The organism is Colwellia sp. 6_MG-2023, assembly GCF_030547765.1.
GTDB lineage: Bacteria > Pseudomonadota > Gammaproteobacteria > Enterobacterales > Alteromonadaceae > Colwellia.
The window spans coordinates 79,571-104,648 of the sequence record NZ_JAUOPP010000017.1 but is presented as its reverse complement, the minus strand read 5'-3'; the positions used below and the strand labels follow the sequence as shown (position 1 = coordinate 104,648).

The window sequence follows — 25,078 nt, the reverse complement described above, 5'->3', positions numbered from 1 at the left end:
GCGTTTGTTGCTATTTCTTGTGTGGCTGCAGCCATCTCATGTACAGCAGTTGCTGCTTGGATTGTTTCTTGTCTTTGATTTTCGACATTACCATTCGTGCTTATTACGACTGTTTCCATCTGATGTGAAGAGCTACTCAGATCAGTAATACCATTCTTCACTTCTAAAACTGATTGTTGCATTTTATCTACAAATAAGTTGAATCCTTTTGATACTTGTCCAACTTCATCTTCCGCATATATTTTTAAGCGGCGGGTTAGGTCACCTTCGCCTTGGCTAATATCGTCTAATGCAAGTGCGGTGTCACATAAAGGTCGGGTGATTTTAGCAGAGATATAAAGACTGATAAAAATTACAAGTGCAATTAACGAAGCACCGACAGTCCCAATGAGCAACATGGCTTTATTAATACTAGCATTCACTTTTAAACGAATACTAGCAATCTCATCTTCAATATCATCAATATAGAAACCTGAACCTACCATCCATTGAAATTTATCAATAGATTTAGCATAACCTAATTTAGTTACTTCCATATCTTTAGATGGTTTATGCCACATATATTCTACATAGCCACCACCATCTTGTGCTTTATCTATTAATTCCTTAATAACAAGCACACCGTTTGGATCTTTTAAATTATAAAGATTTTTGCCTTCAAGCTCCGGCTTTTCTTTATGAGCAATGTTTATACCATCGTATTTATAAATAAAAATATAACCATCTTTAGACTCTTCAAAAACAATATTACGTAAATAGCCGGCAACTACATTTTTTATTTGCTCATCATTAATCCCACTCGCTTGTTCAACTAAACTGCTCACGGCAGACAATGATATATCAACATAATTTTTAAGGGTTGCTCGTTTATCCTCCATCATTGTACTTTTAGTATTTTGAACTTGTTCTTCACCAAGTTCTTTAAGTTGGATATTGACCAAAAACATAACCACTAGAACAGCGACTGTTATAGGAGCAATTGAAAGCAACAAAATCCTTTGCTTAATACTGAGTGTGTTCATGATATTCCTTACCAGTTAGAGTGTTTTTTTAAGAAGGTAAAGCTAACCTTAAATCGATTGGAAGCCCTTACATGCTTATTTTTAAATAATTTTTTATTTATCAAGGAGTATAGATAAATTAGTTATTTCTACAAAGAAGTGAGTGTAAATTTTTTGTTTTATTATTAGAGTAAACTCTAAAAGAAGAGCAAAATGGTAATCACAAGTGATGTGAACTAAACCAAATCTACACATACTTTACTTAGTCGATTCTAGCGAATTGTAAGAAATATTACTATTATTTACGCTCTCTAATAATATTTCTTACTGCTTTTGATGTCAAAGTTTGATGTTTAAATTAATGCTTGGGCAATGGCTTATGATGATACAAATAGGGGATAGCTTGTTGATCTTGTTTCGTTGTAAATACACGTTTGGCATTTTTAAGGTTATTGGATTGTATCGGGCCTATGGTTAAATTTTCTATCCAATCATTACCACTTGTCATTTGAATAGGGGTAGGTACATTTAGTAAAGCGGTTTCACTATCAAATTCAGGTAATACTCGGCTAGCACTAAATAATACTCTAGGTTTAATATCTTGTTCGCCTATTCTACCGCGTTGACCCCAGGTAACCTTATAATCACTACTGGAAATAGTATCACCAATAGGTTGATTTGTTATTGCAACATCTCTAAAAATATTAAAACGTTTTTGCATCATCAATTCTTCAAACAACATGGCGTAATCTTCTCGTAAACTTGAATAAGCATAAAAGTCGGTGGCAGAATCAGTGCTAAAAATTATTTCTATATCTGTTGGTAAATAAGATTTTTGTGTATTGGTGGCACTTTCACCAGCAAAGCTAACTTGAGCCAAATCACGCATCGTTTGACTTTGCAGAGGGTACGCTACAGACAAGTTGTCTGATTCTGTATTATTGCTAACAGCAGCATCTAATATACGTTGTGAAGAAGAGTAGGTTGACCATCGACTACTAGGAAAAAAATCATTTGCATGGGCTAATTCATGGTACATTAAAGATGTAAGTCGATACAGACCATCATTTTCGGTTCGGTCAGTACGTACTGAACTAGGAATAGTAGAATAAGCGTAATCATTATCTTTTACATAGCGCCAAGGCATTACAAATTGAAGATCGTTTCCAAAATCAGCACGATAATCTGGAGCTTCATTTATTGTGTCTCGCTCTTGCGCAGTTAACCAAAAATTATTGGCATCAAGATAAATAGCACCTGTTGCCGCCCAGTAAAATGAGGGACGAACATCGTAGCTGATAACAATTGCAGTTGTTGCTCTAAGTAGGCGTTTTATATCATCATGAGGATCATTATTAATTAAAAACGATTTAAACTTTTCCCCCATCCATTGGTGGGATACAACAACTCGATCCATAATGGTATCTACAGATGGAATATCTGCAGCGTTTTGAACCTCACTCGCAATAAGAGGTAATTTATTTAGCGTACAAGAACTCGTTAAGGCATTTGAGTATACACAATCAACTAAATCATCTTTATAAGGGCTAGATTCATTGTAAGAGAATACCTTAGCAACGCGTGTCTCAAAATAAGCGTTATTGCTGATCGTATCAGCTGATTCAACAAGTATTGTTACTGTATCACTATATTTTACTCCATCTGAGGAAATTGAGGCTGTAAAGCTCAGATAAGTATCTTTATTAACTTGTGGTGCATCGAAAAAAATTGCTAATTTTCCGTTAGTGTCACTATCAGTTAATGTCACAGTAGGACCAGCAACTTGTTCCCAATTTAATAAATTACTATCAATGTCTTCATTAATTTCAGCTCTTAAGGATACTTTATTACCGCTACGTACTTCATGTGCTAATCGTGTGGTGATTAAACTTGATTCCCCTGTTACCGTGATAGTTTTTGTTAATGTTTGACTTGCACCACCATCATTATTAAAACTTACCGAAAAACTATATTCTCCTGCGCTAGCAGGTGTAAACCCTATAGCTTTACTTTTAGGAGCAAGCAAGTCTACAGCGTCACCAGCTGTTTGTTGCCACTGTATATTGGTTAAGTCACCATCAGGGAAGTACAAAATTAAATCTACACCTTGGTTTATTGAAAGTGAGTCTTCAAGTTGCAAAATACTTCCTATAGTATCAACATTATTAGTATTATCAGATTGAGAGCTTCCCCCACCGCAAGCTGACAACATGAGTGTTGATGAAAGTGTTAAGTGTAAGAAAGTATTTTTAAATGTCATGCTTTGAATCCTTTAAGTGCAGATAAAACAACCAAGTTAATCAGCTTTATCCGTTTTAGGTTTACGAATACCAAGTCCAAGTTCTTGTCCTTTATATTTTGCATAATAGCTACATCCTAAAAACATAGTAGAAGCAAATATAAGCTCTAATAGCGCCCAAATTCTATCACTTGGTAAGACCCATAATGTAGTTAATGAGTGTAAAAAGTAAATTAATACAATGAAATTTGCCCAAGCATGGGTAAATGGATTACCTTGTAAAATCCCCTTCATAGGGAAGAGTAGTGGCAAAATAAATAATAGAAATGTTGTTAAAGCGCTTAAACTTTCGCTCGGTGATAATACAAGCAACCATAAAGGCATAAAAATAAGTAAAGAAAAATAGCCAAATAAGGCTAATTTTCTGAGGTTTGGGGTAGAGATTTTTTGAGTTTTCATTTATTGCTTATAACCTTTAATCTAGAGCAAAGTTAGCATAAAGCTAGGGCATTTTGTGGCGGTCTACCTATCACGGCTTTATTACCATCACTTACAATAGGGCGTTCAATTAATTTTGGTGTAGCAACCATTGCCGCTATCAGTGTTTTATCATCGGCTTTACTTAGGTTTTGCTCCTTAAACTCAGCTTCCTTTACTCGCATCATTTCGATAGGAGTACAAGATAGTAAGGATAATATTGTTTCAATTTCTGCTTCGGTTAGTGGCTCTTTAAGATATTCAATAACTTTAATTTCTTTTTGTGAATTTTCTTTAATCAGCTCAAGAGTTTGTCTGCTTTTTGAACATCTTGGGTTGTGGTAAATTGTTAACATAATATATTCTTAATCAGTAAGGGTTAGTATTATAAACGTTTCAGCTTATTCTCTTGTTCTTGAAGTTGTAATATTCTAGCTTTTACGCGTTTTTGTAAAAGCGGTTGTCCTTCAATAAAATCATAACTTGTTTGTAATTCATCTACGGCTTTTTTATATGCACCCAATAAAGCTAATACCTCAGCGTTTGTTATATGCATTAAGCCTTTATTTTCTTGTTTTCTATAAACTTTTGTTAAAATATCATAAGCAATAAAGTTCTCTGGACTAACGATTAAAAAATCTTGAAGAACACTTGCAGCTTGTTCATATTTACCAGCAGTAAGTAACGCATTAGCATGATTTAAACTAATAACTTGATTGTTCGGCATCAATAAACTTAATTCACTTAACATGGATATTGCTTTGTCATATTCTTTTAATGATAAATAAACATCAGTTAGCGCATCAATATAAAATAGATTATTTTTATCTTCTTGCCTTAGAGCTTCTAAAATACTTTTAGCTTGTTCATAATTTTTATTTTCGAAATATGATAACGCTAATCCATATTTTGCACCAGCCTCTACAGCATAACTTTGCGTTCGTAATTGTCGTGCAAAATAGGCAATATTGTCGTTCGGGTTACCTTGATATCGAGCTTGAATTCTAGACTTAGCTAATTCAAAGTTGAGACTTGGAGCTAAACGACGTATTGGGTAATTATGAGCACGTTGTCTTGCGTCGGCTATTCGTGATTCAGGTAAAGGATGTGTAAGTAACATTGCAGGTGGTTTACTGGCGTAGCGGTATTTCTCAGACATCTTAGCAAAGAAACTTGGAGCACCTTGAGGATCAAAATTACTGTTTGCTAGCAAAGCAATACCAACTCTATCGGCTTCTTTTTCATTACTACGAGTATAATTGATACTGGCTTGTTGAGAAGCAGCCATAGAAGCACTTAATGCCGCCATGCCAACGGTAGGATTGACTAGGGCAAGTAATATACCTGAAACCATTCCTGCCATCGTTAACGATTGGCTATTACTTTGTGATTCTAAACGGCGTGCTAAATGACGTTGTGTAACATGAGATATTTCATGAGCTATAACAGATGCAAGCTCACTTTCATTATCAGCAGTTGTTAATAAACCACTATGAATACCAACATGACCACCAAAAAAAGCAAATGCGTTGAGTTCATCATTGTTAATTAAAAAAAATTCAAACGGATAATTAACATCATTAGCATTCTTAACTAGTTGATTGCCTAGATGATTGATGTATTCTATTAAAACGGGATCTTGAATGACAGGCTGAGTGGCACGAAGTTGGCGCATCATTGCTGTACCTATTTGTCCCTCTTTATCTAAAGAGAGGACACTAAAACCCGAAATACCTATCTCAGGTAATTTGTTTTTATTGTTTTGCCCATGGGCCTCGGCATCTAAATTAAACGTATTTGCTATTAACGTGGTGATAGCAATGCCTATTAATAAAGGTTTTATGTTAAACAATATGTAATCCTGTAATTAGTTTTATGAGAATGATATAAATAAAAGCAGTATATTAATGCTAAATACCCATCATTCTTTGACACCGATTATGAAGAAAGATTCGGTTAAAAATTAAATTATTATAAATTAAGTTGTTTGAGTAAGCTGTTCATTTAGCTATTTATATAAGAACAGTTAAGATAAGATATCAAACTGATTGTCTCAGATTACCTTGTTAAAAAAAAGAACTAAATAATGATCTTTCAATATGATGCTAGTCAAGAAAAGTGTCCACTTCCATTGGTTCAGTTACGCTTGATTTTGAAGAAAATGACTAAAGATGATGTTTGTGTGTTAAAAATACGTGATTCAGGCTCTAAAGAAAGTATACCTAAATTATTGTCTAAGTTAGGGTATGGTTTTAAGCAAAATATTATTGGCAATAACATTGTAGAAATAACGTTATCTAAAAATAATTAAATTTAATTAATGTAAAATATAATAAAACACAGTGGAGTAAAGGAAATATATGTTTAAGCTTTTTAGCGACTGGTATACCCGTAAGTTTTCAGACCCTCATGCTGTTACGCTTGTGGTTATTTTGCTCGGTCTATTTTTATTCCTCGCCTTATTTAGTCATTTATTAATGCCAGTACTTGTTGCGTTAGGAATTGCTTTTTTATTAGATCTACCTGTCAATAAATTGGTGGCTTTAAAACTTTCCAGAACTGGTTCAACCGTTGTTATTGTAGCAAGTTTTGTCGGGATATCATTAATTTCTCTGCTTGGCTTGATGCCAATTATTTGGCAACAAAGTAGTAATTTATTGCAAGAAGTACCAAACATGGTGACTGAAGGACAAAAATATTTATTAACGTTACCTGAAAAATATCCAGATATTATTCAAGCTTCACAGATTGAAACTTTTATTAATACAATTAAAGATAAGTCCCTTGAATGGGGGGAAGTTGCACTTAAGGCGTCTCTTAATTCTATTTCTGATATTGTAGCCTTAATGGTTTATCTTATTTTAGTGCCTCTGATGGTGTTCTTTTTTCTGAAAGATAAGCAAGATTTGTTTGCTACTTTCAGTCGATTCTTACCTAAAGAGCGTCGTATGGCGACTGCAGTTGGTAAAGAAATGAATCAGCAAATATTAAATTATATACGCGGTAAAGTAATTGAAATTCTTATTGTTGGCGCTTCTACCACTATCGCATTTGTATTTCTTGATTTACGATATTCTGTTTTATTAGGCGTATTAGTTGGTTTGTCAGTATTAGTGCCTTATGTTGGAGCAACGATTGTAACTATTCCTGTTTTTCTAGTTGCCTTGTTTCAGTTTGGTTTTAGTCAAGAGCTAGGATATGTAATGTTGGCTTATGGGATTATTCAAGCCATAGACGGTAATGTAATAGTGCCATTATTATTTTCAGAAGCCGTTAACCTTCACCCTGTCACTATAATTATTGCTGTAATACTCTTTGGTGGTTTATGGGGATTTTGGGGAATATTTTTCGCGATACCTTTAGCAACATTAGTTAAAGCAGTGATTAATGCTTGGTCTTCAACACAGGAAGACTTTGAATCTATAAATTAACTTAACTAGCAAGTAACATAAAGCGGCTATTGTTGTTTGTGCTGTGAAACCAGCGATATTACATATAGTGATAGATAAATAAACGCTTTTCATTGATAAAGTCTCCATAATTAACATATGGTAGACTTTATCAATATTAACGCTTAAGCTTGGTTTTCAGTTAAGTAATCAATTACTACTTGGTGATGATCTTTCGTTTTGAACTTGTTAAATACATGCGCTATTTTACCATCTAAGCCAATTAGAAAACTTAAACGGTGAATGCCGTCGTATTCTTTACCCATAGTTACTTACCCTTGGAAATGGATTATGATAAAAAATATGATTAATTATGAAAAAAATAACTTTAACAAGTGGTTAGTGGGTTAATTAACTGTTTATAGGTTTATTATAGCATTTATCATACTTTTTAGAAATATAATGCTAATTAAGACTGTGTTTCATATTTTTATGATAAATCCCTTGAAGTGAGAATAATGTGTGACAGTGCCACCTGGCTAGACAAAGAAGTATAAAAATATAACGATACTATTCAAGCCGATCACTCAATACCATTTTGACCCAAAAGTGATCGGCATCGATGGTATTGAGTGATCGCGATGGATGGTATTAGGAGATCGGCTTAGATAGTATTAGGTGATCGCGATGCATGAGAATATGCACTAAGAGCATCCCCACACATATCAGCAAAACATTGTTGGCATAAGTCAATATCAAGTTGCTTACCATCACCATGAATCGAGCTATAACCACAACGATGGTTAATGGAAATGAACTCATGAAATTCATAATCATTAGCTTTTGCTTCTAAGCCACAACCATCACAAACCAAGGCCTTAACTTTCTGGGTAGTAACTGTTTTAAATATTTTCATTATTCCCCTTAGAACGTTTGATTTTCTTACTCTTTAGGTTCTGCCAAAGCAGCAAGGACGAGCCTGTAACTTCAGCAAGTATAGCCATTAAATCTTCAGAGATGGTTAGTTCATCTTCTCTAAATTGATGAAACTCCTCAGCGGTTAATCCTAGTTTAACTCGGGCAACTTCATCTGATAGTTGATGACTGCGTTGCCAACGAATAAAGGTACTTGAGAAATACAATTTTTGACTATCTAGGTTAGCTTTTGAATCGTCAATATTGGATTTAACTGAGTAACTGTAAACACTTCGCTCGTAACCAATGCGAAGGGATTTTTCATTTTCTTTAATAAACAACTCATCTTGTGAAATCATCTCTCGCACACAGTTTTTTATTTCTTCAGTATACGATTCAATAGGCGCACAATTTATATTGGCCATACCGCCATTAGATATAATATATAATTGGCTATCATCATTAGCATCAACAGCAATATGTAATGAATCTGGGTGGTATGGACGTTTTAAGTTAATTTTTAATTCTTCAACACTAATCATAAATCACCTCAACCCGCTTAAGCCCAAAGCAATAGTCTCTTGCTTAAATCGACCAAATATATTCACTACTTTATCATAAGAATTCGTTAAAAAGTGATCGTCAGTCACGATACTTAAACCATCAAAACTTACTTGTTCAATTACATGGTCAGCAACATTCAATATGAGCTCTTTTTTAAATGGTGTTGGCTTATCATTACCAAAGGTAAGCGCATCAACAGTCTTGCCTTTCATATCATCAGCTACCTCGGTTTTCATCTTTTCAAACTTAACCACATCGGCTTCAAAAGGCACATCTTGCTTAACACGGTATGCATATTCCAATAGCTTGGGCTCAGCAGGCAGGTACATAATAGCTTCTTGATTTGTTGAGCCTGTCATTCTGAGAATTCGACCTAAAATTTGTCTGAAATGCATTTCTGTTTTGATGTTCGTCAGGTGGCAACAAACCTGTAAACGGGGAATATTGGTTCCTTCGCTGATCATACCTACCGAAATTATCCATTGGGTATTAGCGTGTCTAAAGTTTTGAATAATTCTTGTGGGATCACTTTCTCTATAGGTCACAACTATCGAATCTACATTAAAGCTAGCTTTCATTAACAGAGAAATTTGGTTTGCATGCTCTACCGATGAAGCAACAATTAGCCCTGCTGCATCTGGGTTAATCAACCGTATTTGAGAAAGTTTCTCATGCGCAGACCTTATTACGTAATTAATAACCGTTTCATTTTCAATAATTTCTTGATAAGGAATGATTGATTGAGATAATAAACACTTAAAGCTAGTAAATGTTTTTGTCTCTTCATCATCAGTTACCGAAATATTATTATTATCAATAGCAATAATTTGTGGCACACGACAAACATCGTCACTAATAGCCTCAGAAAGCCCATAAACATAATCACACGATATTTTATTGCTAGGATGCATGTAATTAGAAAGAACGATAGGAGCAGAATCAGAGCGCCAAGGAGTGCCTGTTAATGCTAGTGTGAATTGAGCTTTATCTTGAATGTTGAGGATTATCTGCTCCCCCCAAGCATTAGCATTATCAATATTTGAACCTGAACAATGGTGAATTTCATCAAAAATCACAAATACACGATACCGTTTAAACAACTGCCAAAAATTAACATCAAGATACTGCAAGTTTTGATAAGTAAGCGATCTGCCTTTAGCACCAATTAAGCCATCAAAACGCTCTTGTGTTCGTAAATGAAGACTTTCACTGAAGTCTTTCGCTACGATTGAAGAAGGTGAAAAGCAGATAACTAAGTCAATTAAATCATTTTTTAATAACTGATCTGCTAATTCAGATGCCATCATTGTTTTACCTGAGCCAGGTGTTGCCAAGGCTAAAAAGTGATTTTTACCGTTCAAATACTGTTTAATCGCTAAATCTATACACTCAGCTTGCCATTGTCTTAACTTCATTTTTTTCCTAAAGATTCGTCTTGTGCTAGTAAGCCTTCAATAGCCCTTATCTTTCCTAGTATTCGGGTGTTATTATCTCTCGCCTTATTAAATTCCGGCTGTATCTCATCAACCAATTCAGGAAACTCTGAATACAACTCTTTGTAGGCTTCAGATTCTCCAATATTTAATAATAACTCTGCTTTATACTGATTCAATTTCGAAAGTAACTTATCGTGTTTATTATATTCACTCTCAGTATGAACAGCTGTTGCAGCGTTAACCTCGGCCAGTAAATTTAATTCATTAACATCAAATAGTTCGGTTTTATTAAATCGAGTGAAACTTTTCTTATTTGACATTAATCTTTTTAACCAACCTTTTTTGGTTAACTTTAAAAGATCAGCATATATATTTCTTCTAACTTTAATTGGATCTAATGAAGGATCTTTTTTTAAGGCAATATATGCTGATCGGACATCACTTGTAGTGAAGTGGTCAAAGTTTGTTGCGACGATAATTTTGGCAACCAACGGGTCTAATTTCAAAATAAATCCTAATCGATGAACAACAGATAATTAAGCAAAGGCTTAAGGGATTTTTAAAAGATTATCAGGATAAAATCGCCTTTTTAAATACCAAAAAACCAATGCTTAGGATTCCTAAGTATACAATAATAATTTAAACTTAGAAAATCTAAGTTATTACAGGTCTAAAAAAAGATGCACTCTTGGAAATACTCGATAACCCAATCCCAATTAGAATTAAAGCCGCTAGGCAAAAAGCCAACATTTCTCAAAAAGAATTGGGAATTCGCATCGGAATGGATATTAATTCTGCGAGCAGTAGGATGAACCATTACGAAAAAGGGCGACACACTCCAGACATTCAAACCTTAAAAAAGATTGCTGACGAATTGAATGTTCCCTTAGTTTATCTATTCTGCGAGTCAGATGTGATAGCTGAACTAAATTGTAAGATTCATCAACTTTCAGTTGATGATCAAAAACAGTTACTTGAATCGCTTAACAACAGTGATAAAAATAAATAATAGTTAATTAAATACGTAAATATTTATGGTCAATCGTGCAATGATTTAGATTGACTCATAATGATTGCATGGTATATTAATTAATATAAATTCCAAAGATTTAGTTAATATGCCTCAAAAAGCAATGGATTCGCTAACACATGCACAGAAGGAACGTCTCGCATTCATAGACTTTAACCTTCAATATTTCGGGCATGTTTCCCGAGCAGATCTCATTAGCCGTTTTAAAACAGGCCTTGCAGCATGCACACGCGATTTAAGTACTTACCGTGAGTTAGCATCAAAAAACTTAATACTCAGTCATCAAACTAAAAACTATCATCGTACTAAAAACTTCCAACCTATATTCGAACATGATCCAGAAGCAATTCTAACTGCTCTGTGCCGAGGGTTAGGTGATGGTTTGTCAAACGAAATCCAAGCAACAGAATATTGCCAAGACTCAACAAAACTAGTTTTACCTAAAAGCGAAATCATTTCAGCAGTAATGCGTGCTATTCATAATCAACAAGCCATATCGTGTGATTATATTTCTTTATCGTCTGGTTTAAATCACCGAGAAATAGTACCGCATACTCTAGTAAATAATGGACAACGCTGGCATGTAAGGGCGTTTGACAGAAGTAGCCAACAGTTTAGAGACTTTGTTTGTACGCGATTACTCAACGTTAACGTCATTGAAAAAACAATAGAAAAATCGATTGAAAACCCAATTGCCACAGCACAAAACAAAGCTGCTGATAAGCAATGGAACACCATTCACTCAATTACCTTAGTGCCTCATCCGTCTATTAAGTATTTTGAAGCGATAGAACTTGATTATGCAATGGTAGGTGGAAAAAAAGAATTACAGGTAAGAGAAGCGTTATTAGGTTACTTAATGAGGCAATGGAACGTTGATTGCTCATTACACAACACATTAGTTGGCGCAGAATATCAACTTAAGCTCGACAACATAAATGAATTACAGGGAATTGACAGCATGTCGATTGCACCTGGTTATAGTATTTTTAAAGGATAAGTACCACATGACAACAGCTAAAAAAGCAGTTAAGAAAACCAGTGAAAAATCAGAACTCGGTTTTGAAGAATCACTGTGGGATGCAGCTAACAAACTGCGTGGCAGCGTAGAATCTGCCGAGTACAAACATATTGTGCTGAGCTTAATCTTCTTAAAATTCATCAGCGACAAGTTTGAAGTGCGTCAAAACGCCATTATTGCCGAATACGGTAATGAGTATGTCGATATGGTTGACTTTTACACCATGGAAAACGTGTTTTACTTACCTGAAGATGCCCGTTGGTCACACATTCAAGTTAACGCTAAACAAGACGATATTGCCGTTAAAATTGACTCTGCCTTACATGACGTTGAAAAGAACAATAAAGCCCTTGCAGGTGCATTGCCAGACAACTACTTCTCACGTTTAGGTTTAGATGTCAGCAAACTATCTGCGTTAATTGATACCATCAACAACATCGACACCATTGCTAATGAGAATGAAAAAACAGAAGAAGATATCGTTGGCCGTGTTTACGAATACTTTTTAGGTAAATTTGCCGCATCAGAAGGTAAAGGCGGTGGCGAGTTCTACACGCCAAAATCTATTGTTACCCTTATTGCAGATATGATTGAACCTTTCTCGGGTAAAATTTACGATCCGTGTTGTGGCTCGGGCGGTATGTTTGTGCAATCGCTTAAATTTATTAATAGCCATAACGGCAACCAAAAAAACATATCTATTTACGGACAAGAGTACACCAACACTACCTATAAACTCGCCAAAATGAACCTTGCAGTACGTGGCATTTCAGGCAACTTAGGTGATGTAGCAGGCGACAGTTTCTTTAAAGACCAACACCCAGATTTAAAAGCCGATTACATTATGGCAAACCCACCGTTTAACCAAAAACAGTGGCGTGCTGATAACGAGTTAGTGGACGATGCACGTTGGGCAGGTTACCCAACACCGCCAACAGGTAATGCCAACTACGCGTGGATAATGCACATGATCTCGAAATTGAGTGAGCATGGTACCGCAGGTTTTGTATTAGCCAATGGTTCAATGTCATCTAATACCAGTGGTGAAGGTGATATTCGCCAAAAGATTATCGAAAACGATTTAGTCGATTGTATGATCGCTTTGCCAGGGCAGTTGTTTTACACCACACAAATTCCTGTGTGTTTATGGTTTATCAGTAAAGATAAAAAGGGCAATGACGAAAAAGGCATGCTTAAGCGTCGTGATCGCCAAGGTGAAACGCTATTTATTGATGCCCGAGAAATGGGCAGCATGGTTGACCGTACGTTAAAAGAATTAACCAATGATGATATTGCTCACATTACCGAAACCTACCATATTTGGCGTGGTGAAGAATTAGATACAGAAAAACAAGAAAGTGGCAAAGAGTACGAAGATATCGCGGGTTACTGTAAATCAGCCACTTTAGCAGACATGAAAGTCAACGATTACGTCTTAACCCCTGGTCGATATGTTGGTGCAGCCGAAATTGAAGACGATGGAATTGCATTTGAAACTAAAATGACCAAACTCAGCCAAACGCTTTACAGCCAAATGAACCAAGCAGAAGAGTTAGATAAGGCAATCCGTAAAAACTTGGGGGCATTGGGTTATGGAGAGTAAGTGGAAAAAAGTAAATATAGATAGTATAAAATCAGTCCAGAAATATGGTTGTGTTGGAGGACCATTTGGTTCATCTCTTTCAAGAAAACACTATGTGGAAAACTCTGGTGTTCCGATAATTCGTGGTGTTAATTTGTCAGGAGATGTTTTCCGGGAGGAAAACTTTGTTTTCGTTAGTGAGAAGAAAGCAGATGAGCTACATAGAAATCTTGCTCATGCGAATGATATAGTTTTTACACAACGTGGCACATTAGGGCAAGTTGCTTTAATTCCGGATAAGCCAAAATATACTCGTTATGTAGTATCACAAAGCCAAATGCGCCTCACAGTCGATTTAGAAAAGGCAGATCCTTACTATGTTTTTTCGTATTTTAGACTTGATTCAGTTAAAAAGAGAATTGAAAAAAGTGCCATAGTGGGTGGTGTACCTCATACTAACTTAGGAATTTTAAAAGCATTTGAAATTGACCTACCTCCTCTGGCGATACAAAAAAAAATATCAGAAGTTGTAAGTAATTTAGACAAAAAAATAACCATCAACAATCAAACGAATCAAACCCTTGAGCAGATGGCACAGACCTTGTTCAAAAGCTGGTTTATCGATTTTGATCCTGTGTTTGATAATCTATTAGCTAAAGCTGATTTCAAGCTAGAAAACCTTGCCAGCGACTTTCCTGAATCACTATTAAAACGCGCAAAACAACGTTTACTTGCGTTAGATGATAAAGCGAAAACCGCTTTATCATCTGCCAACTTATCTTCGAAAGTAAAGTCACCTGAAGAAACGTTATCGGAAGAAGCTTCACAAACGAATATCCACAAACACTTCCCAAGTGAGTTTGAACAAACCGACGATCCTACAATCGGTATTTCTGGCTGGATACCTAAAGGTTGGGCATTATCGAACACGGGTAATGAATTTCAAATTAAAGGTGGCTCAACGCCAAGCACGAAGAACCCTGATTTTTGGGACGGTGGTGAAATACACTGGACGTCTCCAAAAGACTTGTCTGGTAATGACACAAAAATAATGTTGGATACAAACCGAAAAATTACTGAGCAGGGTTTAACAAAAATAACATCTGGTTTATTACCAATTGATACCGTATTGATGTCATCAAGAGCACCTGTTGGTTACTTGGCGTTAGCTAAAATACCAGTCGCGATTAACCAAGGTTACATTGCTATCACAGATGCTAAAACGTTAAGTTCTGAATATACAATCCAATGGTTAGAGTCTGTAATGGATGAAATTAAAAGTATTTCTGGCGGTACGACATTTGCCGAGATAAGTAAAAAAACATTCAAAAGTATTCAAATTATTATCCCAAATAAAGAAACGGTTGATGCTTACACCGCATTTGCGAAAGCAAATTATCAGCGTATAACTGCTAACGTCCAAGAGATAAATACCTTAACCGAAACGAGAGATTATTTATTACCTAAATTGATTTCGGGTGAAATTACCCTACCAGATAACCAATTAAGTTCGGAGACTTAAAAAACGTGTTTAATTTTATAGGGAAGATATTTAATACACTTCAGTACCAAGTAGATAAAAATATCAATGAATCTATTTACCAAAACAAAGTGTTTTTAGCGAGTAAATGGAACTTTACAGAAAAAAATATTCTCCGGTGGGCTCAACATTACGTTATGTATACTGCTTTATTGTTTGTACTTGCTGTCTTTATTTCAACTAACTTACTGCTTTGGAAAGAGGTGATTGTTGATTCATTTGGTCAGTACTTTAAGCACTGGAAGGAGTTAACCAAGTGGCAGGATACGTTTTTAGCAGTACAACTGACTATTGCAGCAGTCGTTTACCCTTTAATAATTGGTCTTGTGGGCGTTCTATTTCAAAATAAATCATCTAAGAAAACAGTGTTACCTATTTATCAAAAATATTCGGGTTTCATGTTGGCAGGTTTTAGTGGTTTTGCTTTATCTCTTTTCATTATTCTAGGATATTTTTTAAGAGCTAGTGTTGACCAATCAACCTATACCGCTATTTGTTTGACTTCAGCAATGTGGTTGTCATTTAACATCATACTAACAGGCTGGTTTTTTGCGGTTACTTTTTTAATGCTTAATGAAAGTAAACGTGCGCGATTGATTCTACGATTTGGTATTCATGAGTTTGGTGAAATTGATGTCAAAAACCGAATTAAAGAGAACTTGTTAGGTGGTGCAGTAAAACAAGGTTTTTTGACTTCACCTGATGAGAGTATTGTAAAGGTAAGCAGCTTCAACTTCTCTGATGAAGAGTTTAATGACATTTCAGTAAAAAGTGATAAAGAATTACACGTGAAAAATGTATCTTTTTTATTATTAAATTTAGTATTTAGAGTAATTGTCTTTAAAGCAAAGTTAAGATATCGGTTAGCTAACCTTTTGGTTATAAAATGGCTTAAGAGTCGAGTTATAGACTGGGCACATGCACAGTTAGAATCGCAAAAACCTATTGAATTCATTGTGCAACCCGCTTGGAACACAAGTGAAGAAACTCACTCCTTAATAAGGTATTCTGGCGATAAACTCGGCTGGATATCTAAAAAAATAGTTCGTTTAAGCTTTAGCTTTAAAGTGTCTAAACCAAAAGATATTGATAATTTAACAGCCGTAATGCTGAGTTTTATTGGTGAAGCACAAGATGCCCTTAGGGATAAAGATATCAATGCTTTTAAAGGTGCTATTGGTAGCATTGTAGAGTGGCATACAGAAATTTCTTCCGCTTTCAGCTTTATAAATGATGATGGAGAAAATGATAATTGGTTAAAGTTACCTAATCATACTTTCTTTAGCAGAACATATTTGAATGAAATTCTTTCTGAATACTATCGTATATCAAAAGTAGCGGTAGAGTTAATACCTGAAAACATCGAATTTTATAATGAGGTGATGCACTTATATAAACTGATTTTTGTTAAAGGAAAGCGGTTAACTAAGGTTGAATCTCGTTCATTAATTCAAGGTAGTTACTATACTTGGCCTCTTTTAATGGAATGGCGTTCCTATACATCAGAATCAAGCGATCCAAGGATGGCGAATAAGTATGAAGATGTTCTGTATGATTTTGTAGGCTCATGGGAGTCATGGCTTGATTATATAAAGTCGAGATCAAAACGCTCATCTAACCCTATAGATGAGCTGCCACTTTTATTGTTACACCTAGAGTATACTGCTCATACACCGGTTACAGCCCTTAGGTTTAATAACCTAGAAGCAACGGGTTGGGGTGTAGATATGTTAAATAATTGGATTGAAAAATTATCACATAGAGACCACTGGCATGAAGAGTACTCATGGAAATCTGAGATAATTACCCATAACCTACTTTCAAAACCGGCTGATGATGCTACTTGGCTAGCTATTTTGGATGGAAATGCCTTCAAGGCTGATGCTGCTTTCGAGCTTGCTGCTGTTAACGCCGCTTTCGACATTAGAATAATTACCGCTTGTTATTTTTTGCTGAAACCTCAATCGAAAGATGATGAGAAAATAAAATCTTACATTGATGCGTTACTTAAGGGAACTGAAATTCATTCTACAGGAGGGGCTGATAATAACCATAAATCTCTAAACTCAGCGAATGATTTATTAGGGGCGTTTATCAGGCATAGAGATTATGGCTCTGGTGAAGGTGGTTACGGTGCATGGCTTACTCAAGTTCTTGAATCTTTTGGTCGAGTAAACGAAAAACGAAGGGTTTCGGGACGGATATATTCTGGTTGGGGGGTTAATGATCCAAGAAGTATTAGCAAGTCATATATTGAAATAGCAATTTCACTTTCCAAAAGTAAATGGCAATTAGGTCACAAATGGATAGATATTATTTTATCTGATGCTTTTACACATGTTGAACGAGATTCTATCAAGAGTGACCTTAATGATTGGATGAAAATATCAGAAGAAATAACAGAATCATTAATTGTGCCTGAAGATGATTTTACAAACAATTTAGAGAACTTTAAATCATCAATCAAATTAGTTATTGAGCAAATCACTCAACACCAGGTCGAAGTAATTACATCAGCTGAAGTTGATCATGACCTGTTAACGCATTTTGGGCAAGTTTGCTCAAAACAATTGAATAATTTGCATACTACAACTAATTACCCTATTAATTTATTTCAAAACATAGGTACTAATACCAACTGCGATTCACAGCATTCCTTTAAGGTTAATATCATTGATTACCTAAAAGAAAGAATAGCTGTAGATGTTAAAGCTAATCGAGCCATTAATGAAGATGAATGGCTTGAAAGCGCCTCAAACGATAATATCAAAGTAAATATTTTACGTTCATTATTAGGGGCTGAAATTACTCAAACTAAAACTTTTGATTCAATTAAAGAAAACATAAGTGATCTGATAACACTATCAAAAGACATTAATGATCCAGTCTTATTTATTGGTGATAATTATTTCAGAATGGATATACGAAAAGCTCGATACAATGAAGGAGTAGCTAACAATTTTAATATTTATTTCTATGATGGTTACGGCCCTAATTATATTTGCCATATAGGTGAGATCGAGGTCTATAGTTTAAGATTTTCTGATATCAATTATTCATTGCTAACATCGAAGAAGTTATTTAAATCTATAGAGTTTTCAAAAATTGCTGACAAGCAATTTGTTGAGGTTTCATTTAAACCAAATAAAGATAATGAGAGCATAGGAACATTATCATTAAACTATTGGATGAATATTACCTTAGCCGAAAATCAACCTTGTATAAAAACAATTTTGAACATCAAGGATGAAGAATAATTAAATTCACTGAAGCAAAATTAAAGCAAAGTTTGCCAATAATACGAGCTCGTTTATTAAGTGCATAGCATAATAATTAATAGATTAAGCCAGTTGGCTTAATTACAAAATAATAATATTAAGAAGTAAAATATGGATATCAAATATTGGCAAGGCGGCCTTGAACGTCACGAAATAGACGCAATAGAAAAAATTAAAAACGTTTTAAGTACACCACAAACACCGAAGTCACAGAATAGCCATAAGAATAAAGGCCAAGGCTTTGATGCCCTTAAAGCGCTTAAAACACCCTTTAATGCGGGATGGAAAGGTTATGCAGGCTTTCGTTTTGTTAATAAAAATAAGCAAGGCGAAATAGATTTATTGATTGTTACACATTGCAATATTTTAATTGTTGAATTGAAAGATTGGAACGAATTACCAATAACATCAAATCATGGTAAATGGTTCTTTGGTAATGACGACAGAGGTAAATCGCCTGTTGAAATAACCCGTAATAAAAAATTTCTTTTAGAAAAATTACTAAATCCTTTAAGAGGGAAGTTTAGTAATGAAAACCATACACCGCGAGTTTACTTCTTAGTAGTGATGACAGGCACAAGTAGTTTTTCTGGCCTACAAAAAAATGATCTTGCTGAGACAATGAGTTTACCTGACTTTTGTAAGTTATGCGCAAACGTGGATACATTCAATAAGAGGTTTGAACCGCATTCTAAATCAAAAGTTTTATTAAAGGATATTCCCTTAATAGAAAGGTATTTATTGAATGATAAAAAGGTAGAATCAAAACCATTAACAGTTGATGGTTGGATTGGCCAAGAAGAAATATTTAACCATCCGAATGAAATTTACTCAGAATTTTATGCCCAGAGTGAGTCAGATAAAAATGATAAAGCAATTATCCGTTGTTGGGACTTTGACAAACTTTCAAATATTGAAGCAAAAACGCCCGATGGACGTTTTAAAATAGTCTCACGTGAGCGTGAAGTATTAACGAAAATTAAACGTGAGAACCGTGGTTTATATGACCACTGTGTTCCATCGTTAACCATTCCATCAAAAGACAAAATAACTTCTCAATACAATGAGGTTGTTGAGCTTCCTCTAGGGCAAGAACGTCTTAACGACTTTATAATCACTTACGGAGAGAATCTGTCGATTGATGAGCGGGTAAACTTAGTGAAGGTTTTAATAGCCCGTTTTGCTGACTTGCACCAATTGCATTTAGCTCACAGAGATATTGGTAGTCATAGTGTTTGGCTTAGTACTGGGCAACGTGTTGCGCTTTCTAATTTTATTTCTGCTTTTGAACGTAAAAAAGAAACTGTTGGTGAAATACGTGATGAGTTGTCGGTAAATCAGCAAACAGGTAGCTTTCAAAGTCATTATCATTACGACGTTTCTCGGTTAGCCATTATTGCATGGGCGATTATTAAAGCTGAACGGTTAACTCCCATATTTGAAAAAAATATTGTTAGCCAGCTTGCTGATTGTGATGAGTGGTTTACTCCTGTTCTAAGTAACGCTTTTAATGGCAAAAAATACACTGACGCAGGTGAATTATTAGATGCCTTAGTGAAAAATGCGCCAAGCCAAGAAGAAGCCTTTACGTTTTCAGGTGAGCAACTTGAAAGATTTGTAAAACATAGCAAAATTAGCCGTTTACACCCTGAAGTTGAGTTTGTTTCTGAAAATGACAGTAAAGAAGTTTATAAAGCTGAAACGGGTTTAGTGAAAGTATGGAACAACATAAACCCGAGTGAAGTTAGTGCTGGGCTTGGCCAGCGTACTTTGTTCTTTATGGAACGTGTCGAAAAATTACAGAGCCTTGATTTAAGCTTTGTACCTAAAGTTGTAGATATAGGCATAACCTCAAGAGATAGTGCTTTATATTTGGTTACTGAGTGGATATCTGGCGAACCAATTGACCCAACAGTAAGGCGTAGAGGTACAGAAGAAGTTGTTAAACAATTAGTTTCACAAGTAATGCATATGCATTCACTTGGCTTTTCGCATGGTGATTTAAAGCCTGAAAATATCATTCTCACCGATACTGGTGAGGTTTATATTATTGATGTTTTAGACTTTCATCACGATGCTGAAGATGTATATAACTCCGAATATAGTCCTGTAAATGTTGAAAATAGCTCTGCCTTTGAGCGTGATAATTATGCCGTCATGAAAATATGTGCAGAACTATTACACATTGAATGGGGCCAAGAAAGTTCAAGCCATCCAGCGATTAGCACGGCAATAATTGAAGAATTAAAAGATGTTGATTATGGCTTTAAAGAATTAACCCGCTTTCAAGATGCTGTTGTTAATCCTGAGCAAAGCCTACAAGTTGCTATTGAAACGATAAATATTGAAATTGGTGGTCGGGATGCTTTTAAGCCGATAACAATTTACCCTGACAACGGTAGGTTATATGTATCAATAGAAGAAAGTCGAAATAATTCGTCGAGTTTAGTCCTAAATTTTTGTGGTATCGGTGGTAACCAATCATTATTTTTCGATAAAAGTCGTTTTGAATTTGAACATGGGATGAAACCTTCAAAAAGTGAACTTGATGGCATACCTAAATGGGCAATAGAAAAAGCGGACTTCGAAGTACCTTTTGCTCTCCGTATTACACATGGAAGATCTAGTCAGTTAGGTAACTTAAATCGCCGTGTTAAACAGCTATACAGTTTTGAAAATGCGATACAACAATTTTTGCTTAAACGTAAAGGAGCGAGTAAGCCTTTACCTAAGGCTGTTGAACAGATTGACGTTGATAATGGTGGCGAACCATTAAGCTCTTCTCAAATTGGAAAGCCAGATGTAGTTGAAAATCGTAACTTTTCTGAAGTGTTTAAAGCTTCCCTTGCTGAAGTCTCTAATAGGACTGAAGTTAGTGAATTAAATCCTACCTTTCAAGCGGAAGATAATGAAAATAGCGTTAAACCTATTTCTACACAAGAGCTATGGAAAGCGATTATTCAAACCGAGTCTGAATCACACCCTTATGTTCAGCTGACAGGCGAAGCGATGCAGTACAAAGATAACAAAGACGTTATTGTACTGCCTTATGAAGCAGAGAAAGATCCACTTGATGCTTTTACCGCAAAAGATGATGTTGAAGCCTATATTGTCGATGGAGAAAATGACTTTGTTATGGGGCAAGTCAATCTAACAAGATCTGGTCTGAATAAAGCAATGCTTTCACGTTGTGCTAATCGAGTACATCGACTAAAAGAAGAGGATATTATTTTCTTTAGAAGTAAGGCAGATAAATCATCTTTTAATAAACGTAAAAATGCAGTAACCAGAATTATTGAAAATGATTCTGTTATTGAAAATCTTGTCGATTACTTTGACCCAGCTTGCCTGCATGACCCTATAGATTATGAGCATACTGTTACCGATAAAGATTTTTCCCGTTATGACCGTAAAGATGACAATGGCAATGTAATTAAACTGAATGACAAGCAACGAATTGCTTTTCAGAAGTTGTTGAAATACGGGCCTCTCTCAATGTTACAAGGTCCTCCTGGTACAGGTAAAACAGAGTTCATTGCTGCATTTGTGCATTATTTGGTAGAGAAGCTAGGCACACAAAGGATTTTACTCGTGAGTCAATCACACGAAGCTGTAAATACCGCAGCTGAGAGAATTCGTAAACATTGTAATCGTCTTGATACATCGCTTGACGTGGTTAGATTTAGTCGAAAAGAGTCACAGGTGTCAAGCGCACTGCAAGATGCATTTTCAAGTAACATTGTTAGTAAAAAGGCCGAGCAATTTTCTTCACAGTTGAAATATCGAGTGATGTCTTTAGCTAAATCATTGAAAGCACCAAAGGATTATTTAGAAGCATTTCTAGAACTAGACAAACAAATATTGACGCCTATTTCTGAGCAAATTAACGCATTAACAAAGCTTGATGATAAAAAATTAGAGGGTAAAGAAAGAAAAGAACTAAAAAAACAAATTGGTGAGAGAAAGTCGTTAATTAATAACCGATTACCAAAAGAAATTAAAGCGGATAAAGATTGGTATGATGATTTACCTAGCATTGGTGATTCTATTATAACGAAGTTGAATCATGAATTTGCTATTGAGCCTAATATTGCAAGCAGTGTAAGGCGCTTAATTGATCTGTCGAAAGATATGATAAAAGTGATGAACTCTGGCAACGCCAACTTTGATGAATTTTTAGCGCGCTCTCGACAATTGGTAGCAGGTACGTGTGTAGGTGTTGGTAATTGGCATATTGATATCGCGAGTAATCAGTATGACTGGGTAATTATAGATGAAGCCGCTCGGTCCATTGCTAGTGAGTTAGCAATTGCAATGCAAGTAGGTAAAAGGATTTTATTGGTTGGTGATCATAAGCAACTACCGCCACTTTATACTGATCCACACAAAGATGCGCTTGCTAGAAGGTTAGGAATAAAATCTAGAAATGATATTGATGAATTTATTGAAAGTGATTTTTCTCGAGCTTTTAATTCTCATTACGGTGAACAAGTAGGAGCTAAGTTATTAGTACAATACCGAATGGCTCCAGCAATTGGTACTTTAGTCTCACAGTGTTTTTATAAAGGAGAGCTAGAAAACGGAAAACGCATTATACCTGACATTTATAATAATGTTCCTGAGCAGATAAGAGCCCAAACCACTTGGCTAGATACGTCATTGTTGGGTAAAAAATCACATCACCAAGAACGACAAAAGTATAAGCTTTATAACGATGTAGAATCAGATGCTATTGTAAAATTATTACAAGAAATAGACAGTAAAGAAGATTTTGTGAATGGTTTATTTAAACAAGTTAAAGAAGGTGAAGCTGCAATTGGTGTGATTTGTATGTATGCAGAACAAAAAAAACACCTACTGAAAAAAGTAAAAAATAGTGGACTATCCGAAGGACTTGTCGCTTTATTAAAAATTGATACCGTAGATAGTTATCAAGGAAAAGAAAATCGCATTATCATTTTATCAGTGACCCGCTCAGAACCGAAACAGAGCTCAGGCTTTTTACGATTACCTAACCGAATCAATGTTGCGCTATCACGAGCAATGGATCGCCTTGTTATAGTGGGAGATAAACGAATGTGGCAAGGGAAAAATAGTGATCTACCTTTTGGTCGTGTCATTAAATTTATGGAAGAAAATATCAGTGATGGCAAATATGCTTTTGTTAATGTAACTACTCACAATAATAAGGCGGTTTGATTATTATGAAAAATCATCACATTGAGTTTAATGAAGTGGACTACATTGTTCCATCTGAATTATATAATATTGAGTACTCCTATTTAAGTAAGCAGGGCTTCCCCTTTACTAAAGATTTTTTACTTCGAACTTTATATATATCACCCTTATCTAAGTTTGAATTAGCCTCATTTTTTGGTTTTAATCAACGAGAACTAAATGTAGCTATAGAAGAGCCAATTAGTAAAAGTGAGGTGTCTTACCTAGAAGATGGAAGGTTATGCCTGACGGCTTTAGCGAAAAGCTATTTTTCTGATTTAGAAGCTAAACCTATGGTTGAAAAGCCACAGACAAGAACGTCAAATGTTACATTTGATTTAATCTGCTTTAATAAAGTCACTAATCAGCATGGCGGGTGGAACACCGGGTTAAGGCTCGACGTTAACCATGAAGTTCAAAGCATGAGTGAACAACATGCTAGGAGTATGTTTGCAAAGAACTTTCAACGTTTTGTTGAGGCAGGTGACTTAGGTAATATAAGAACTCATGATAACTCGCTACCAAGTCTTTATTCTGTAGATGCAGTTAAACGAAAGAGAACTATTGCACATAGGATAAAGAGAACGTTTGAAATAGATTTTGATAATAAAATTAAGCCTTTCTATATAAATAAAACATATGAGAATGACGAAGAGATTAGTCATGCTATTTCTAAAGATACTGATACCCTGCGATTAGGAAACAATACCGAAACTATTAAACAGGCATGGGATACTTTTGAGGATATGTCGGTCGCTCGCTTTATAAAGGCTGACGAAATTGATTTTCGGGGAATGATTGCTGAAATGGCGGACACTTCTGGAAATAAACCTTATGAGCTCTTGATAGGACCTCTTTATGGTAGTCAACCGTGGACAAAAATAGAGCAATTTTTGAAGCGGTTAAAACCGACAAAGCAACAAGCTAAAATAAAAGAGCTAAGTTGGGTCGGTGCTAATACGCGATATTGGGGCATAAGTGAAAGCTTCAATAAAGCAAAAGAAAGTCTGCAGGCATATCAAAAAACTGGTAAAGGTAATAACTACCAACTGGCAATGTATTTACCATGCGATGACCAATATAAAGCTAAAGAAAAAGCTATTCGTGAATGGAAGCAAAAGCTAGGTAATTTATCTTCATGTGAAGGTGTTTTAAATGGGTTGTTTGACGGTAGTGTTGAAGTGATTTTATTGGAAAATGAATTTGCTGCAGTTAGTTACCACCTTTCAATGCCAGACTTAAGTCCAGTGCATATCCCTTTAGGATTTTTCACTAAAGATAAACAGTTAGTGCAACGTATTTCAAATGTAGTTACTAGCTTTCTTAATGGCTCTGTTGCACACGATAAACCTAACTTAATTGGTTCTTTAAACACTAATAGATAATTAC

Annotated in this window: 18 protein-coding genes and 1 pseudogene; 9 read left to right on the top strand and 10 right to left on the bottom strand. The window is 35.2% G+C overall.

Going from position 1 to position 25,078, the window contains the following annotated elements:
* The 5 genes from Q4503_RS12080 to Q4503_RS12060 form a co-directional block, all read right to left on the bottom strand.
* The coding region (locus tag Q4503_RS12080; protein WP_303602423.1) for a cache domain-containing protein at positions 1-1,022 on the bottom strand (1,022 nt) is incomplete at its 3' end.
* Positions 1,023-1,359: 337 nt separating this feature from the next.
* Positions 1,360-3,261, bottom strand: a complete 1,902-nt coding sequence (locus Q4503_RS12075) for a hypothetical protein (RefSeq protein ID WP_303602422.1) — start codon at positions 3,259-3,261, stop codon at positions 1,360-1,362.
* Between the two features lie 36 nt (positions 3,262-3,297).
* Positions 3,298-3,699: a DUF2069 domain-containing protein gene (locus tag Q4503_RS12070; RefSeq protein ID WP_303602421.1), complete on the bottom strand. Its 402-nt coding sequence runs from the start codon at positions 3,697-3,699 to the stop codon at positions 3,298-3,300.
* Positions 3,700-3,731: 32 nt separating this feature from the next.
* Complete coding sequence (arsC, locus tag Q4503_RS12065; RefSeq protein WP_215972772.1) at positions 3,732-4,073, bottom strand: arsenate reductase (glutaredoxin); 342 nt, start codon at positions 4,071-4,073, stop codon at positions 3,732-3,734.
* A gap of 29 nt (positions 4,074-4,102) precedes the next feature.
* Positions 4,103-5,569, bottom strand: coding sequence for a M48 family metalloprotease (locus Q4503_RS12060; protein WP_252727450.1), 1,467 nt, complete (start codon positions 5,567-5,569; stop codon positions 4,103-4,105).
* Between the two features lie 234 nt (positions 5,570-5,803).
* Here Q4503_RS12060 and Q4503_RS12055 point away from each other — a divergent pair, with 234 nt between their 5' ends.
* Both Q4503_RS12055 and Q4503_RS12050 read left to right on the top strand, forming a co-directional pair.
* A complete protein-coding gene (locus tag Q4503_RS12055; RefSeq protein ID WP_215972773.1) occupies positions 5,804-6,028 on the top strand; it encodes a sulfurtransferase TusA family protein in 225 nt (74 codons plus the stop codon).
* 49 nt (positions 6,029-6,077) lie between these two features.
* Positions 6,078-7,148, top strand: a complete 1,071-nt coding sequence (locus tag Q4503_RS12050; RefSeq protein WP_215972774.1) for an AI-2E family transporter — start codon at positions 6,078-6,080, stop codon at positions 7,146-7,148.
* 143 nt (positions 7,149-7,291) lie between these two features.
* On the opposite strand, the pseudogene Q4503_RS12045 reads toward Q4503_RS12050, so the two are convergent.
* The 5 genes and pseudogenes from Q4503_RS12045 to Q4503_RS12025 form a co-directional block, all read right to left on the bottom strand.
* Positions 7,292-7,432: pseudogene (locus tag Q4503_RS12045) on the bottom strand (thioredoxin-dependent thiol peroxidase); the annotation flags it as partial.
* A gap of 338 nt (positions 7,433-7,770) precedes the next feature.
* Positions 7,771-8,022: a hypothetical protein gene (locus Q4503_RS12040; protein WP_303602420.1), complete on the bottom strand. Its 252-nt coding sequence runs from the start codon at positions 8,020-8,022 to the stop codon at positions 7,771-7,773.
* The gene (locus Q4503_RS12035; protein WP_303602419.1) at positions 8,009-8,563 is read right to left on the bottom strand and encodes a hypothetical protein; all 555 of its coding nucleotides are present in this window, start codon (positions 8,561-8,563) and stop codon (positions 8,009-8,011) included. Before Q4503_RS12035 ends, Q4503_RS12040 begins: the two co-directional genes overlap by 14 nt.
* Before the next feature lie 3 nt (positions 8,564-8,566).
* Positions 8,567-10,000, bottom strand: coding sequence for a DEAD/DEAH box helicase (locus tag Q4503_RS12030; protein ID WP_303602418.1), 1,434 nt, complete (start codon positions 9,998-10,000; stop codon positions 8,567-8,569).
* Entirely contained in the window at positions 9,997-10,527 is a 531-nt protein-coding gene (locus Q4503_RS12025; protein ID WP_303602417.1) for a hypothetical protein, read from the bottom strand. The genes Q4503_RS12030 and Q4503_RS12025 overlap by 4 nt, the downstream gene beginning before the upstream one ends.
* 188 nt (positions 10,528-10,715) lie before the next feature.
* Here Q4503_RS12025 and Q4503_RS12020 point away from each other — a divergent pair, with 188 nt between their 5' ends.
* The 7 genes from Q4503_RS12020 to Q4503_RS11990 all read left to right on the top strand — a co-directional run bounded on the left by Q4503_RS12020 (position 10,716) and on the right by Q4503_RS11990 (position 25,074).
* The gene (locus Q4503_RS12020) at positions 10,716-11,030 is read left to right on the top strand and encodes a helix-turn-helix domain-containing protein (protein ID WP_303602425.1); all 315 of its coding nucleotides are present in this window, start codon (positions 10,716-10,718) and stop codon (positions 11,028-11,030) included.
* Positions 11,031-11,139: 109 nt separating this feature from the next.
* Positions 11,140-12,051: a WYL domain-containing protein gene (locus Q4503_RS12015; protein WP_303602416.1), complete on the top strand. Its 912-nt coding sequence runs from the start codon at positions 11,140-11,142 to the stop codon at positions 12,049-12,051.
* A gap of 7 nt (positions 12,052-12,058) precedes the next feature.
* On the top strand, positions 12,059-13,675 hold the full coding sequence (locus Q4503_RS12010; RefSeq protein ID WP_303602415.1) for a class I SAM-dependent DNA methyltransferase: 1,617 nt from the start codon (positions 12,059-12,061) through the stop codon (positions 13,673-13,675).
* On the top strand, positions 13,665-15,176 hold the full coding sequence (locus Q4503_RS12005) for a restriction endonuclease subunit S (protein WP_303602414.1): 1,512 nt from the start codon (positions 13,665-13,667) through the stop codon (positions 15,174-15,176). The genes Q4503_RS12010 and Q4503_RS12005 overlap by 11 nt, the downstream gene beginning before the upstream one ends.
* A 5-nt stretch (positions 15,177-15,181) precedes the next feature.
* On the top strand, positions 15,182-18,451 hold the full coding sequence (locus Q4503_RS12000; protein WP_303602413.1) for a hypothetical protein: 3,270 nt from the start codon (positions 15,182-15,184) through the stop codon (positions 18,449-18,451).
* 132 nt (positions 18,452-18,583) lie between these two features.
* Entirely contained in the window at positions 18,584-23,671 is a 5,088-nt protein-coding gene (locus Q4503_RS11995) for an AAA domain-containing protein (protein WP_303602412.1), read from the top strand.
* 5 nt (positions 23,672-23,676) lie between these two features.
* The gene (locus Q4503_RS11990; protein WP_303602411.1) at positions 23,677-25,074 is read left to right on the top strand and encodes a hypothetical protein; all 1,398 of its coding nucleotides are present in this window, start codon (positions 23,677-23,679) and stop codon (positions 25,072-25,074) included.
* The last annotated feature ends 4 nt before the right edge of the window (positions 25,075-25,078 follow it).